A 14,565-nucleotide genomic window follows, 5' to 3' on the forward strand; every position below is an offset into this window, starting at 1 on the left:
CCCCACAGGGGTTTCCGCTAATGCTTCAACCGCCTCGCGGGAATGACAAGGTCATTATTCTATGATTATACCAATCTGTTCGATTTTGTCTTTTTCTTTTTTTACTGCCGCTGTTGCACAGACTCTGGCGACTCCGCTGGTCGCCCTGACCCTTATCGAATAACAATCGCTCAATGTAGTAATATACGGCGTTGATTTCTCGATTGAGCTGTAATAGCTTACGAGCCGTTTTTTCAAATCGTCGATACTCGCGAAAGGCTTTATTCTTCTTTCGTCAATAATTTTCTGCGCGATATCCGGCGCATCTCCGCCATAGGTAAATGCCGCTTCAAGCACGTGCCGCGGCGCAGAATTAATGTTTACCTTCTGCGTTCCCCACAGGCTGATGTATTTTAGAGCCGATTCCGGGCGAGTTTCATCCTCGTTGACAGGTTTTGCAAGCAAATCAAGATCAACCATCGGACTGTGCAGAATTTTCGCAAAGTCAAGTGTGTTCGCCGACGCGGGTCTGGTTTGCGTAACGGTTTTTGAAGCAGTTCTCTTCTGCCGCAGCCTGCTTAATCGTCTGGATGTTCTGCTGTTCGCTGCCGTCTGCTTGCTTGTGTTTGCGTCTGCTGCCTGTGTGGTCGTTGTGGTAACTTCTTTTAACGCCAGACTGAACGGCTTGACTTCCTTTATATCATCGAATTCAGTCTGCAGAGTCGCGATATCGCTTTGCGTCATCTGCATCCATTCGCAGAATGTTTTAACCGCGGCTTTTGATTCGTCTTTGTCATTGGCGTCCGTACTTAGCGCCCAGACCATCGGCAGCTTGGCGTTTTCATCGAGTATTTCAACTTCGATTTTCGCTGTGCCGAATTCTATTTCGATTGGTTTGCTCACGTAAGGCCACTGCGGCCCATAAGGCCCGCGAACATACATATTGTTCATATCATTAATATCTGTCATGGCCATACTGTTATAATCATTTATATCAACTGTGTTATAATCATAAGAATTATTGATATCGTTGACGTCGTTGGCATCCAAACGATTCAAATTAATAGCAGATGCTTTTGTAAAATCGCTGAAGCTCAAACCATTTGGGTCGGTCTGCGAAGCCAGTGTTACCGCCCATTGGCGCATCATATCCTTGTATTCCTGGTCGCTCATCGTGAAAAGGTCTGAAAAATCAGGCTCGTTCGGCCGTGAAATACAATTTGGGTCTAACCCCTGCATAGACGCAATCGCATATTTCAATCCCGATTCGCAGGCGTACCGCGCATTCTGATAATCAATCATATACTGCATTCTGTGCTTCCACTGGCTGACGGCCGCGCTTATCCGATAGACCAGCGCAGTCAGCAGCACCAGCACAATCACAGTAAAAATCAGTGCGACGCCGGAGCGTTGAGTTTTTATCAGGTTTTTATTTGCGTAAAGCATTAAGTTCTTTTGGTTGATGTATCTGTCAGACTATTTACATCGTTTATATCGTTCGGCAGATTCACATCATTAATATCGTTGATGTCGCCGATTTCGTTTGCGTCGCCAAACTCTTTATAGACAAAAGTATAAGGTATCTGCCTGAAACGGTTCACCGCGACAATTCTTGTTTTCACGGATTCTTCCGATACGGTCATATTGCCCAGAGCGTCCTGCCAGCGAGGCTCGAACGAAATGGAAATCTTCACCGCTTGCGGCAATTCCGCGTTTGTCCAGTCGGCTGCTGCGGATGTTGTTACAATATTGGGGTCGGAATTACCGTCAGTAACTTCAATCGCGAACATCGTAACGCCGCTGCAAACGGGAATGTACATTTCCCTTTGATATTTTTCCTTGCCCTCTTCGAGCATTTTATCTTCCATAGAATAACCGCTGTGCGCACGATAGATAATCAACTGATTGCCGTCGGCGGCGACTCTGCTTTGCCAGATAATTTTCTCAAAAGTCTGCGGCTGATTATCCTTGTCGTAATATTTACTCTCGATAATCATCTGCGAAATCCTAAACCCTTCGATGTCGAGCTTGTTTTTGATTGACATTGTTACGTCAGACGACGGCAGCGCGAGTCGGTCGATGTCTTCGGATATCCGCTGAATAATTTCCGTTGCGGTAAAGCCTTCCTTCAGCCGTCTGTCGATGGAAAACTGTGCCTTTCTGACGGTAGAATACACCGCAACAGCCGCAGCCATAATCATCATCGCGATAACCAGAGCCGCAAGCGTCTCGGCAAGAGTAAACCCGTAATTTTTATTATTTATATATTTCATTGCTGTGTGTTTAAGCTGTTTTCCAAAATTTTAAATAATTGATCCGCCGGCACTTCATCCCAACTGTTATAACCTTCCGGCACAGGCCCAAGCGAGTTTTGACTGTCGGTATTATTCCCCTGATTTTCACCGTCCTGCGAAGAATCCTCGCCCACAGTCTCGGCATAAGCCTGTTCACGCTGCTGCTGTTCCATAATCTGCATAATTTGCTTTTTTGTCAGACTCGTCAGCCAGTGCGTCAGTTCGATTTTCTGGTCGATGCCGTTGCTGTCTTTAAATTCCGATGTGCAAACCGCCCGCATCCACATCTGATTTGAAACAGGCTCATAAAATGATTCTACCGTTGTTTCCCATGTTATATCAGGATTGGTTTCGCTTGTTCCGTATTCGAGTTTATCGCTCAAAGACTTTTGCGCGAGCAGTTTTTCCATATTGTCTCTGGCAATTTCAAATGCCACCATTTTCGTCTGCCAGTCGCTGACAGTTTCCAGCGCACGATTGATTACTGTAAAGACCGCGGCGATAATCATACCGAGAATCACTATCGCAACAGACACCTCGATGAGAGTGAAAGCATTCCTAACAGCAAATTGTTTTTTTGTCGCAACCATAAATCATACATTGAAGATGGAAGAATGAAGATTGAAGATTGCCTGACAAATTGGCCTACGGGCGATTAAAATCTTCAATCTACAATCTTCAATATTCAATCGTCAGAATCCCATTTCTTCGGCCGTTCTTGGCTCGACGATTACAACATCGCCTTCGTAAAGTTCAATCATTCTGTTCAATTTGTTTATTATAAGCGTGTATTCGTTTCCGCTTTCATCCAGCAGCGAAATTTTCCCGCCATACTGCCAGCCGAATTTGCCGACTCTGAATAACGCCGGCTCCGAGTTCGTCCAGTCGCCATCGTCGAACAATACATACGCCGGCTGGAATCTGTCGCTGAATTCGCCAGTCTCGATGATTTCTTCTTCGAGGATGTCTTCGACAGCAACAAGACCTGTTGTTATTTCGCGCAGCGTATAGGTATATTGCGTAAAGTCTATGATAATTTCATAGCGTTTGCCCGTTTCGGCCGCGCTGGTTGCCGCCATTTGAAAGAGCCTGACAAGTTTATTCGCCCTGCTTTTGAAGCTGTCTTTGGCCAGTGCCCCTGAAAGATTCATCATCGCCATCGCAGTAAACAGCGAGATAATGAAGACCACCATAATGACCTCGGCCAAAACCGCGCCCCGCGGCGGCAGGCATTTTCGGAAAGCGAGTTTTTTATTCCTGGTCAACATCTGTGCTCAACAGGTCTTTATTAAGGTCTTCGCCACCTTCCTGTCCGTCAGCTCCGTAACTCATAATCAAATAAGGTTTGCCGTTTTCAGGATACAGGACATAAACAAAATCATGTCCCCACGCATCTTTCGGCACAGCCGATGAATCGATATAGCCGCCTTCCTGATAATTTTTAACATCGCTTGGCTGCTCGATTAAAACGGTCAGCCCTTCTTCCTCGGTCGGATATCTGCCGGTATCCATTTTAAACTGCGCAACGGAGTTATGCAGCATTTTCAGATTCGCTCTTGTCGTGGTAACGCGTGCCCTGTCAGTTTGGCCGAGAAAGTTCATCGCACCGACCGCGGCGAGCAGACCGATAATGATAATAACCGCCATAATTTCGATAAGAGTAAAACCGCTTTTCCGTTTGTTTTCTTTTCTTTGTCTCATTCTAAACCTTTCGTAAGAATTTATAATTCATTATCTTCCTTTGTGCCTTAGCGTCTTTGTGGCTATTTTTGTTTTTAAAAATTGCCGGCAGAAAAACGCAAAATCGGCAGCAGTGCCGCCAGCGCAATCATACCGACAAAAAACGCCATCACAACGATAATCAACGGCTCAATCGCTGCGCTCAATCTGTCTATTACAATATCCGAACTCGATTCAAGACTTTCACTTATGCTTTGCAGCATTTTCGTCAATTCGCCGCTTTTCTCGCCGACCGAAACCATGTGCGCAATCGCAGGCGAAATTACGCCGCTTTCACGCAAAGGCGTGGCAATATCAGCACCGGAAAGAATCCTGTCACGCGCTTTTTTTATCGCGTCAACCATTATCACATTGCCGGTAACCTCGGCGACAACTTTCAGCGACTCGGCCATACTCAAACCGGAACCGAGCAGCGTCGAAAGCGTAGAAGCAAAACGCGAAACGACGCCCTGCTTTACTAACGGTCCAAATACCGGCAGCGACAAAAGCGTTTTGTCCCGCAGGTACGCGCCTCTTTCGGTTTTCAGGAATTTTCGTACCATCACTACGATTATTATGATGCCGATTATAACAGCGTACCAGTAATGAATCAGAAAATAACTTACCGCCATGAGAGCTTCGGTTATCCAGGGCAGTTTCATACCGGCTTTTTGGAGCTGTACGATAATTTTCGGCAAAACATAAGTCGTAAGAAAAATAATCGCCGCGAAACCAATCGTAACAATACACGCCGGGTAAATCATCGCGGTCATAACTTTGGATTCGATACGCCGGCGTTTTTCCATAAAACCGGAAATTGTTTCCATTGTTTTGCCCAGCGTTCCGGTCGCTTCGCCGACTTTAATCATACTTATATAAATAACGTCGAAAAATTCAGTATAATCGCCCAGTGCCTCGGCGAAAGATTCGCCGGTTACGACTCTGTCGCGGATATCGGTGATAACATTTTTGAATCGCGCATCCATAATCTGCTCAATCATTACTGAAAGCGAATCGGTGAGCTTAATTTCAGAGTTAAGCAAAATGGACATTTGTTTTGTAAACTCAATGATGTGCGTTTTCTTCGTCCTGACCAGCAGGCTCATAAAACCGCTCTTAACTTCGCTCTCGGCGGCAACCTGGCTTACGTCGGTCGCGTGAATTCCGCGTGCGCGAAGCTGCTTGCGGGCAGAATACGGATTTTCCGCGGTAACCGTTCCCTTGACGGTCTTGCCGTTTGAACCTAATGCTGTATATGAATATCTCGGCATAAAAATTTAAAGATTTACCAATTTAAAATTTAACGATTTACTTCTTCGTATTCATAGTTCGTTTTGCTGAATAGAAAATTGCTCGAAGTTCCTTAGCCTCTTCGATAAGACTTTTTACTTTTTTCTCCTGCATCATTTTCTCTTCAACCGCAAATTCAATCCAAAATAAACTCTCATCTGCTTCTTCAAGAACAATACTAAGTTTTGATTTAAAATGTGCCTTTGACTGTGCCAGACAACTCGCCCTGTAATTTGCCGCAACAGATGTCGAGCATCTTATCAATTGCCCTGCAATATGATTGCCTAATTTTGTCCCTTCGATCGCTAATGCAAATTTCACACAACGATGTGCAAATTTATTTGTCCTTAATTTTAGCATTTCAGAATTCAACATATTTGTAATCACCTTAAAATTTATCAATTTTAAATTTTAAATCGTTAAATTTTAAATATTTACAGGTCCGCCTGGGTTACTCTCAAAACTTCGGCAATCGTCGTCGCGCCTGCCAGAACTTTTTTCGCACCGTACATTCGCAGCGTTTGCAGACCCTTATCAATCGCTTTTTGTTTTATCGCTCCGGCAGTCTGACGAACGTTTATCATCTCGCGAATTTGTTCGTCAACCATCATCAACTCATAAATGCCTGTTCTGCCTTTGTAGCCGGTGTTGAAACACTTGCTGCATCCTGCTCCGATGAAAAATTGTCCGCTGTCAGCTTCTAATCCCAGTTCGCGAAGTTCGCCTTCTGTCGGATGATATTCCTGCCTGCATTCCGGACAGATTCTTCGCACAAGTCTTTGCGCAAGAACAGCAATCAGCGATGAGCTTACGAGATACGGCTCGACGCCGAGGTCTAAAAGCCTGCTTATCGCACCGGCTGAATCGTTCGTATGCAAAGTGCTGAACACAAGGTGGCCGGTCAGCGACGATTGAATCGCCATTCTGGCGGTTTCCTCATCGCGAACTTCGCCGACCATTATAACATCAGGGTCCTGCCGCAAAACGTGCCGCAGAGCCGTTACGAACGTCATACCCTTTCGAGTCGCAACCTGCATCTGGCTAATGCCGCCAAGCTGATATTCGATTGGGTCTTCGATAGTGATAATATTTTTTTCGACCGCATTCATTCGGTTAAGCGCGGCGTAAAGCGTAGTACTTTTTCCACTGCCTGTCGGGCCTGTTACGAATATGACTCCGTGTGAACGGTCAAGCAGCGAATCGAAAACCTTCAAATCTTCGTCCATCATGCCAAGCTCTGAAAGACCTAACAGACCGGTGCTCTTGTCCAAAAGACGCAGCACACATCTTTCGCCGTAACTTGTCGGCACGGTACTGACGCGAAGGTCGATTTCACGATTGCCAAGACGTACCGAACATCTGCCATCCTGCGGCATTCTTCGCTCGGCGATATCCATTCCGGCCATAACCTTAATACGTGAGACGACAAGGGATAGAACATTGCGATTTAAACTTAGCGTATCGTATAAAATGCCGTCGATTCTATAACGGATTTGAATTTTGCCTTCGTAAGGATGAACGTGAATATCGCTTGCCCGCAGTTGCAGAGCGCGAAAGAGAATATCATTGACGAGCCTTATCACAGGCGGACGGTTCACGACGTCGAGCAAATCGTCTGCTGTTGCGACCTCATCGACAAGCTGGTCGAGATTTTGGGAGTCAAGTTCCTCGGCAACCTCATCGATAACAGTGCTTTTCTGTTCGTAAGCGGTATCGATTGCCGCGGTGATTGTCGCCTTGGTCGCAAGCGCGATATTAACCGCGCATCCAGTAAGCCTTGAAACATTATCAGCCGATTCGGTATCGAATGGATGTGAAAGAACAACTGTGATTACGCTGTCGTCGCCGGGCGTTTTTACGCCGATTAGATAATGATGCTGCGCATAAGTGGGCGGAACATTTTCTATGAATTGCTTTGGAACGTTAGCGGTGTCGATTTCGGAATGGAACTCTATTTTCAGTACTTCGGCAAAAAGCCGTAAAACCGCCTCTTCGGTGAAATGCGGACAGGTAAGCAGTATTTCATCAAGTCTTTGCGGACTTGAGGCGCTTTGCTCAATAAGATTTGCGAGCATATCTGCATTAACAAGCCCTGTCCTTTGGGCGGCTTTTATCAATAAATCTTTCATTCAACTGCATATCGAATTTAAAATTACACAACCGGTTTGCGGATGGTTAAAAATTTTAAATCTTAAATTTTAAATATTAAATCTGTTCATGCTTTATTTCGTCAAGATTTTCTGCGGTTCATTCGCATCATCCTGTTCGAGAACTTTTTCCGGATCTACTGTCGGGTCTTTTATACCAGGGAAGCTTTCGTGCTTTTGAAATTGTGCTTCATGGCGTTCAAACTCAATCTGATTCTTCTTTGATATTTGTTTCAACTGATTCAAACTGCTCATAGCATCCGGCCTTGATATATTTGCTTTAACAAATACATAGAGCCTGCTTTCTTTGTCAGAATTATTCACATTTCGGAAAAGAGCGCCTGCAACTGGTATATCACCAAGAAATGGGGTTTTTCCACCACTCTTGGATTGGTTCAGTTTATTCAATCCGCCGAGAATAATCGTACTGCCGTCAGGAACTGTTACTACCGTTTTTACATTGCTGGTTGTCATATCCGGAGGAGCTCCCGCCGGCTGGTTGCCAAAATCCTCACGAGTCATTTCGATTTCAAGCCGTAACAATTCGCCTTCACTAATTTGAGGAGTGATTGCAAGTTTTATTTTCGCACTGTAGTCTTTCCATGTTTGCGTTGTAACAGGTATTGGCGTACTGCCGGTGGTAGTACCGGGATAACTTTGTGTTTCTTCAGATACATAAGTTTTGTTAGTAGTCTCGATAGTACCCTCTTCGTTATCATTGACTAATATCTTGGGTTGTGCCAGAACTCTGCCGTAGCCTTTGGTATCAACCAATTTCAACAATGCTTGTATCCTGTCGGCGCTGTAATAGCCGTGTGTTGTACCACTGTCCAATTTGGCTTCTATATGGTCGCCGGTTGCAGCATTCAACACGGCGGTCGTGGTGCCTACGTTGTTAGTTACAAAATCCTTGGCGTTTGTTACAACGTCCAAATCAAACTGAAACGCATCGTTCTTTGTAACTTCCACAAGTGAAACGTCAATCAGTACTTGCGGCCTGCGTGTATCAAGGGTGTGTATAAGATTTCCAATCCAGTCCTGATTCTTTTTGCTCGCGTAAACGATAAGAGAAAAAGTTGCGACATCAGGAACTATAACAATATTATCTTCAGTATATTTTACAGTCTGCTGAATTTTGCCTTCTTTATCCTTTACCGTTTTTTCCATAAGACTGTTAAGCGTCTCGGCCAGTTTTTCAGGGTCCTGATTTTCAAGCCTGTAAATTCTGTATGGTATCGCCGTCTCAACCGGTTCGCGGTCAATGTAAGCAATTATCTGCGAAATCTGTGTATGCTGTTCCGGTGTTGCGTTTACCAGCAGAGAATTTGTCGATTCGAGCATAACCACCTGCGGCTGGTCGAGCAGATTGGCACCGGTTGCGCTGTCACCGGTCATTTGTTGTGTCATTGCAGGCTGTGGTACTGCGTCGCCACCGGGTCTGGTTACAGTCTGTCTTCTGCTTGTGCTTGTACTTGAGCCGGTGTTGGTTGTGCCTTCGATAATGTTCAGTTCTTTCAGCGCATCAACGATTTGCATAATATCGATGAATTGAATTTCGTATTCGCGAATAGTCCGCAAATCCTGCTGTGGCACATCTAAAGAATCGATGATTTTATCGACCGATTCCAATTCCGTCGGAAGACCTATCATTAAAATTCGGTTCGTGCGTTTGTCGAAATCAACATATACGCTTCTTGCTGTCGTTTCGCCGGTAGTTGTCGTGCCGGTCGGCACACCCGGCTGCGGTGTCGGCCTTACAGGTCTTGTTACACGCCCCGGTATCCCGCCGTCAGTCGCCGCGGTTGAAGTCGCTCCGATTGTTATATCTACTGTTCCCATCTGCTCGGCAAGCGCCTTAATTTTCGTTACAAGACTTTCAGCAATCGTATATTTCAAAACGCGGAGTTTGAAATCTTTCGGCGCACCCGGCACATCGACCAGCGCCAGCAGGTCTTCGATTCGCTGCATACGGAACGCATATTCGGTGATAACCAACGTACCGATTTCCGGAATTTCAGTGATATTGGAACCGAGTTTCATTTCCGTCAGTAATTTTCTCGCTGTTACGGTGTTGATGTATTTTAACCGCATTACTTTTGTTACCGCGATATCACCCGGCCGGATATTTCCGTCAACAAGCGTTGGGTCCTGATCGAGCGATTCGGCAACAGGAACGATTGTAACGAGATTACCTTTTCTGCTCATGGAAAGATTTTTGAATTTCAAAACCGATTCAAGCAGCGTGTAAAGTTCGCCAACGCGGATTTTACCCTGAACCTTCACGCTGACAGCGCCCATTACTTTAGTTTCATCGTAAAGATAATTCAAATTCAGATACTTGCCGACAAGCTCTATTAGCGTAACGATTTCGAGTTTGTCCGGCAGATTAAGCTCAAGTATTTCATCCCTGTTTGGAATATTCACCTCGTTTATCGCGGGCGTTTTTGTCTGTGCCGTTTGTTGCAAAACATCGTTAACTTCCGGCGTTAGTGTAACAACAGTCTCTGCCGTCTGCGGCTGTTTTTCTGGCTCGACAGGTTTTGCCTTATTAGCATCCTGTTGCGCTTTTGTAATTTCAGCCTGTGCCTGCCTTAATTGCTCGTCAAGTTTTGCTGCCTCTTGCTTTTCCTTATCCGCTTTTGCAGCAACGGCAAGCTCACTCATAAATTCGCTTAATCCGTCAACATCGGTTGCGGCTTCCTTTGCTTTAACGTTTTCCGTATTTGTTGCGGTCGCATTAGCCTCAACAACCGCCTGCGGCTCAACCGCAAAATTCGGTTCGCTGTTAACGCTCGCGTTAACGTCTGCGATGTTAGCATCTGCGGTTTTTGCTTCCGCGACGACTGGAGCGATTGCCAATTCATTTATTATTTTTATAATGGCTTCTGTTTCTGCTTTTGGCGCAATAACTACGGGCTGACCATTTATTTTATCGATGATGACTTTTACAGCCTGTGAATTTGCGTTGCCTTCAAGCAGATTGCCAACAGAAAAATTTTTGCCTAACTTTTCCCCAACCGCCTCATTGGTCGGCATTTGTTTGCCGGCCGCAATATCGAAAAATCTGATTTCGTAAGGCTCATTCTGGTCAACCAATTTCAGCAAATTGCCTGCGTACACAAGCATCTGCGGGTCCGTTGTTACTGACAATGCGCTGGTGCCGGGAATTATAACTGCCGAGCCGGGTATCTTACTTGCCGTGAGAAAATCTTTGGCCTGCTGGGCGGTAATATTTCGCATCGAAAAAATTCGAACGCGAACCGGCTCATTAACTTCAGCCGCCAAAAGCGGTAATGAACAGAAATTCACTGTAAATATTAATACAAACAGCAGCGGTACAAACACCCGCTGCCTTGTAATTCTTACATCAAAAGGCATTAAATTCTCCAAAAGCACCATTGCATAACTTTGAAGCGGTATATAAGGTTTTATCGGACAAATAGTCATAAAATGTTTAAAAATAATGCGTTAGAAGTATTGTTCCTGCCTCCGTGCAGCTCGGGCAAATTTTATTGCCCATACCAACAGTCTTAAACAACTGCGTTCTTGATTCGCGGCTTAGCGAAGCCGGTGTAATGACTTATGAACCGCTCAACGCGCTATTAAAAAATACCTGTGGTATTTACTTTTGTGTCCTGACTCTTCTTATTTTTACTGGTTCGGCCGGTTTGTTCGGCTCGCTATTGGCTGGAGCGGCACCTGCCGGCTGTGTTTTTTCTTCAACTTTAGGCTGCGGAACTGTGTCGGCCTTGGGATTTGGAGTATTCGTATCTCCAGTCGCAGTCTGCTGTTGCAACTGCTTGGCTTCGTCTTCCAGCATTTTCAGCATTTGACCTAACCCATCAAGTTCGTTTGCTTCAGAATCAGACATTCCAGCATTCGGGTCACTCTGCATCTGCTTAAGCCATTCGATATTATTCTGTGTGTTTTTGAGCTGCTCTTCCGGCGTGAGTTCAGGCTCAATCTGTGCCGGTATCTGGTTGACAACAGGGATTTCTGGAGTGGTTGCGCTGGTAACTTTTTCGCTGTTTGCCGACAAGATAACAGGCACGGATTTTTCGAGTTCGCCGGTATAAGATTTAACCAAGTCGAGCTTGTCTTGTCGTTCGGCAACAAGTTCGTATCTCCTGCCGTTATCATTAATTAGAACGCTTCCGTCGCCGACTTTCTCAATGTTCAAATGGCCGACTTTGCTGCCCTGTTTGACCCAATGCAGCCCCTTGCCAACCTCATCTATTAACGCCCATGACTGGGTCGTATCGCCAAAATGATAACTGGTGCCCAATAACTTAAACGCGGCACTTACCTCGACTTTTGGACGAATCGGCCTGTTGTCAGCCGTTGGCTGCTGAACCGGCTGCGGTGGCGGCGGAGGATTGATTCGTAACGCAAATTTTTTCGCCTGAACGACCAAAGGCGTGTCCTGCTGGCCGTCATAAGTTGTTTTGCCGGAATAACTTGTCTGCATCTGCTCGGCTACTCCCGGCTTAGACAAAATATCCTTTAAACCCGGCTCGGCAGCAAAAGACACTGAATTCAGCGCAACGGCCCCCACAACCATCATTGCCGTCGTTAATTTAATATGTCTGAAGTCCATAATCATCTTACCTGCCAAATCGAGAAACAATCTTACTTAATTTGACATCGGATAATCGGATAAGTTCCCATTAAATTAAAATAAAACAATCCCACTGTCGTCTATTATAATACATGCAAGTTTTATAGTTCAAAACTTTCGTCAAAACACGATTTTGCTGAACTTATAAACGATTTTGGACAAAATAAGTTTGCGCACATTTTAAATGAAAATCATTCTAACTATTTTGCTCACATCAGATTATCGTTTTTTGTCGTTTTTTAATTTTTTATCAAAAACAGTGTTTAATGTGCGCACGTTTCAGAGTTTTTTCGTTTTTTCGGCCAAAATCCGCGTCAAAAATCGAATTTTTCGAAAACTCGCAACATCCGCGCAGGTTTTCGCTTGCGCAAATTTTCGCAGACACTACATATAGTTGTCAGGTATTAGCTGATAGTCGATAGTGCGCTTTCTTGAGTGCAAGAATGTGCAAGGCGCAAGTTTTGGTGGTAACAAAATGAATGAAAAAGTATTTAAAATGCACCAAACAGAAGTGAATCAACATCAAACGGAAGTAAAATCGCAGGAAATAACAAAAATGGAAAATTGGCCTCTGCCAAACCTGCAACTTTTTACTCAGCCACTCAACGAAAAAACAAAAAACCCGTCGAGATTAACTCGACGGGTTTTATTTTTAACTCTTTACCCCTAACTTACATTCGGGACTCTGAAGCTGACCAATTATTTTTCTTTTTTCTTGGCCGGTGCTTTGCGGACTGGCTTTTCGTGTTTGTGATCGTGATGCTCTTCTTTATCAGCCTTCTTTTCCGCTTTCTTTTCAGTTTTTTCCGCCTTCTCGGCACTTTCTGTTTTTTCAGCTTTTTCAGCTTTCTTTACAGGTTTGACTTTTGCAGCGGCTTTCTCTGCGGCCTTTTTCTGTTTTTCTTCGATTTTTTTCGGCTCAATTTCTGAAACTTTTGCCGTCTCGAGAATTTTGTCTATGCACTTGAGTTCGCGAATTTCGAGGGCTGCTTCAGTCAATGAACCGTCACGAGCCATCTGCTCACGAAGTTTTTCCGGACGAGTCTGGCGGTACATCGCAGCCTGTGCGATATAGCCGTTGATTTCTTCTTCGGTCGCTTCGATGCTCAGCTTCTTGGCGACTGCATCCATAACAAAGAACGCTTTCAACTGCTGCTGTGCCTGCTGCTCGCTTGAATCCTTGAGCTCTTCCATCTGCTTTGCGACTTCTTCGGCCTTTGTGCCCTGCAGCAACATTCTTGTATATTGACGCTGGAGAATATTTCTTGACTGGTCTGCGACAACATCCATCGGCAGTTCGAAATCAACCTGTTCATTCAGGTAATCACGAACTTCCTGACGCATAACTTCTTTCTGCTGACGTTCGATATTCTTTTCATTTCTCTCGCGCAGGACTTTCTTCAGTTCGTCAACGTTCGCAACGCCGATTCTCTTGAAGAACTCTTCGTTCATTTCCGCCGGCTCGAGTTTCTTTACATCGTTTACTTTAATTTCAATTTCGACTTTTTTGCCGCGATATTTTTCATCGTAGAATGTCGCAGGAACATCTGTGCTGGTGGTTTTTGTATCGTTCGCCTTTGCGCCGACCAGAAGTTTATCCAAACCTTCAACGAAAACCTTCGCTACTAAGCCGCGTTCGTTAACGTTAATTTCAGTATTTCTAATCACTTCCATCTCGCCGCCTTCAGGCTTCAATACGACATCAGCGATAACCTGATCTTCGAGTGCGATTTTGCCCTCTTTTGGCTTATATGTGCCCAGACGGTTTTGAAGCTCTGTGATTTCCTTATCAAGCATTTCGTCTTTAACTTCGATTTTCGGCTTGTCAACGGATATGCCTTCGAGTGCCGGCAGTTCAAATTCCGGACGAACTTCGATTTCAAATTCGAATTTCATCGGGCCTTTTTCCGGCATCTCAACTTTTTCGTGTTCGATGTTCGGGTCGCCGATTGAATTGAGACTGTTATCCTTCAGTGCCGCTTCGCTGGCGTCCATCATCAGTTTCAGCTTTACCTGCTCTGTGGATTCCTTGCCGTAACGCTTCTCGAGAAGCCTTCTCGGCGCCCTGCCTTTGCGAAAGCCGGGAACGATAGCGTCTTTTCTCAACTGCTCATATTGTTCATCGAGAGCTTTGGTGATTTTCTCCGCTGGAATTTCAATCGAGACTTTCTTTTTGCATGGACCTGCATCGGAAATTTCGACGATGTTTTTGATTTCGTCTTTTGTTTCAGTTTGATTTGCTTCTTTTTCTTTTTTTGCCATTTTGAATTGCTCCGTTAAAAAATATTAATTTTCGCCCAAGCCCCTGCCGTAATCGGCAAAGACTGACCACTACATTCTTGTCCTTGTCAGCCTCTAAAACTTGAGATTGCTTCGTCGTCCCGCTTCGCTAAAAGCTACGCAGGACTCCTCGCAATGACAGAGGCGGTAAAACATATAAACAAAAAAACTTCAGTACCACCTTTTAAGGTAATATGCCTGAAGCCGATTCACGACCAAAAAATCCTTTTTGGCGGCT

General features: G+C 45.0%; 12 protein-coding genes. 1 reads left to right on the plus strand and 11 read right to left on the minus strand.

What is annotated here, in order from left to right; all coding sequences use genetic code 11:
* Positions 1–54: 54 nt before the first annotated feature.
* The 10 genes from LLF92_06775 to LLF92_06820 all read right to left on the minus strand — a co-directional run bounded on the left by LLF92_06775 (position 55) and on the right by LLF92_06820 (position 12,026).
* Positions 55–1,425: a type II secretion system protein GspK gene (locus tag LLF92_06775; GenBank protein ID MCE5340817.1), complete on the minus strand. Its 1,371-nt coding sequence runs from the start codon at positions 1,423–1,425 to the stop codon at positions 55–57.
* A complete protein-coding gene (locus LLF92_06780) occupies positions 1,425–2,252 on the minus strand; it encodes a prepilin-type N-terminal cleavage/methylation domain-containing protein (protein ID MCE5340818.1) in 828 nt (275 codons plus the stop codon). The genes LLF92_06775 and LLF92_06780 overlap by 1 nt, the downstream gene beginning before the upstream one ends.
* Positions 2,249–2,863: a prepilin-type N-terminal cleavage/methylation domain-containing protein gene (locus LLF92_06785; protein MCE5340819.1), complete on the minus strand. Its 615-nt coding sequence runs from the start codon at positions 2,861–2,863 to the stop codon at positions 2,249–2,251. The genes LLF92_06780 and LLF92_06785 overlap by 4 nt, the downstream gene beginning before the upstream one ends.
* A gap of 102 nt (positions 2,864–2,965) precedes the next feature.
* Positions 2,966–3,541, minus strand: coding sequence for a hypothetical protein (locus LLF92_06790; protein ID MCE5340820.1), 576 nt, complete (start codon positions 3,539–3,541; stop codon positions 2,966–2,968).
* The gene (gene gspG / locus LLF92_06795) at positions 3,525–3,974 is read right to left on the minus strand and encodes a type II secretion system major pseudopilin GspG (GenBank protein ID MCE5340821.1); all 450 of its coding nucleotides are present in this window, start codon (positions 3,972–3,974) and stop codon (positions 3,525–3,527) included. The genes LLF92_06790 and gspG overlap by 17 nt, the downstream gene beginning before the upstream one ends.
* Before the next feature lie 74 nt (positions 3,975–4,048).
* Complete coding sequence (locus tag LLF92_06800) at positions 4,049–5,263, minus strand: type II secretion system F family protein (protein ID MCE5340822.1); 1,215 nt, start codon at positions 5,261–5,263, stop codon at positions 4,049–4,051.
* 37 nt (positions 5,264–5,300) lie between these two features.
* Positions 5,301–5,657 carry a four helix bundle protein gene (locus LLF92_06805; GenBank protein ID MCE5340823.1) on the minus strand — a complete coding sequence of 119 codons (357 nt, stop codon included), beginning with the start codon at positions 5,655–5,657 and terminating at the stop codon, positions 5,301–5,303.
* Between the two features lie 59 nt (positions 5,658–5,716).
* On the minus strand, positions 5,717–7,411 hold the full coding sequence (gspE, locus tag LLF92_06810) for a type II secretion system ATPase GspE (GenBank protein ID MCE5340824.1): 1,695 nt from the start codon (positions 7,409–7,411) through the stop codon (positions 5,717–5,719).
* A gap of 93 nt (positions 7,412–7,504) precedes the next feature.
* Positions 7,505–10,807: a hypothetical protein gene (locus LLF92_06815; GenBank protein MCE5340825.1), complete on the minus strand. Its 3,303-nt coding sequence runs from the start codon at positions 10,805–10,807 to the stop codon at positions 7,505–7,507.
* A 244-nt stretch (positions 10,808–11,051) separates the two neighbouring features.
* Entirely contained in the window at positions 11,052–12,026 is a 975-nt protein-coding gene (locus LLF92_06820) for a hypothetical protein (protein MCE5340826.1), read from the minus strand.
* A gap of 496 nt (positions 12,027–12,522) precedes the next feature.
* On the opposite strand from LLF92_06820, the gene LLF92_06825 reads away from it, so the two are divergent.
* Positions 12,523–12,717 (plus strand): hypothetical protein, encoded by a 195-nt coding sequence (locus LLF92_06825; protein ID MCE5340827.1) that lies wholly within the window; start codon positions 12,523–12,525, stop codon positions 12,715–12,717.
* 29 nt (positions 12,718–12,746) lie between these two features.
* Here the strand turns inward: LLF92_06825 and tig are convergent, their stop codons facing one another.
* The gene (gene tig / locus LLF92_06830) at positions 12,747–14,309 is read right to left on the minus strand and encodes a trigger factor (protein ID MCE5340828.1); all 1,563 of its coding nucleotides are present in this window, start codon (positions 14,307–14,309) and stop codon (positions 12,747–12,749) included.
* Positions 14,310–14,565 lie beyond the last annotated feature (256 nt).

The organism is Planctomycetaceae bacterium, assembly GCA_021371795.1.
Classification (GTDB): Bacteria; Planctomycetota; Phycisphaerae; order Sedimentisphaerales; family UBA12454; genus UBA12454.

Bases quoted from the DNA above. Each gene is read 5' to 3' on its own strand.
- gspG (MCE5340821.1), bottom strand. From the start codon at position 3,974: ATGAGACAAAGAAAAGAAAACAAACGGAAAAGCGGTTTTACTCTTATC.
- LLF92_06780 (MCE5340818.1), bottom strand. From the start codon at position 2,252: ATGAAATATATAAATAATAAAAATTACGGGTTTACTCTTGCCGAGACG.
- LLF92_06775 (MCE5340817.1), bottom strand. From the start codon at position 1,425: ATGCTTTACGCAAATAAAAACCTGATAAAAACTCAACGCTCCGGCGTC.
- LLF92_06825 (MCE5340827.1), top strand. From the start codon at position 12,523: ATGAATGAAAAAGTATTTAAAATGCACCAAACAGAAGTGAATCAACAT.
- LLF92_06820 (MCE5340826.1), bottom strand. From the start codon at position 12,026: ATGGACTTCAGACATATTAAATTAACGACGGCAATGATGGTTGTGGGG.
- tig (MCE5340828.1), bottom strand. From the start codon at position 14,309: ATGGCAAAAAAAGAAAAAGAAGCAAATCAAACTGAAACAAAAGACGAA.
- LLF92_06785 (MCE5340819.1), bottom strand. From the start codon at position 2,863: ATGGTTGCGACAAAAAAACAATTTGCTGTTAGGAATGCTTTCACTCTC.
- LLF92_06815 (MCE5340825.1), bottom strand. From the start codon at position 10,807: ATGCCTTTTGATGTAAGAATTACAAGGCAGCGGGTGTTTGTACCGCTG.
- gspE (MCE5340824.1), bottom strand. From the start codon at position 7,411: ATGAAAGATTTATTGATAAAAGCCGCCCAAAGGACAGGGCTTGTTAAT.
- LLF92_06790 (MCE5340820.1), bottom strand. From the start codon at position 3,541: ATGTTGACCAGGAATAAAAAACTCGCTTTCCGAAAATGCCTGCCGCCG.
- LLF92_06800 (MCE5340822.1), bottom strand. From the start codon at position 5,263: ATGCCGAGATATTCATATACAGCATTAGGTTCAAACGGCAAGACCGTC.
- LLF92_06805 (MCE5340823.1), bottom strand. From the start codon at position 5,657: ATGTTGAATTCTGAAATGCTAAAATTAAGGACAAATAAATTTGCACAT.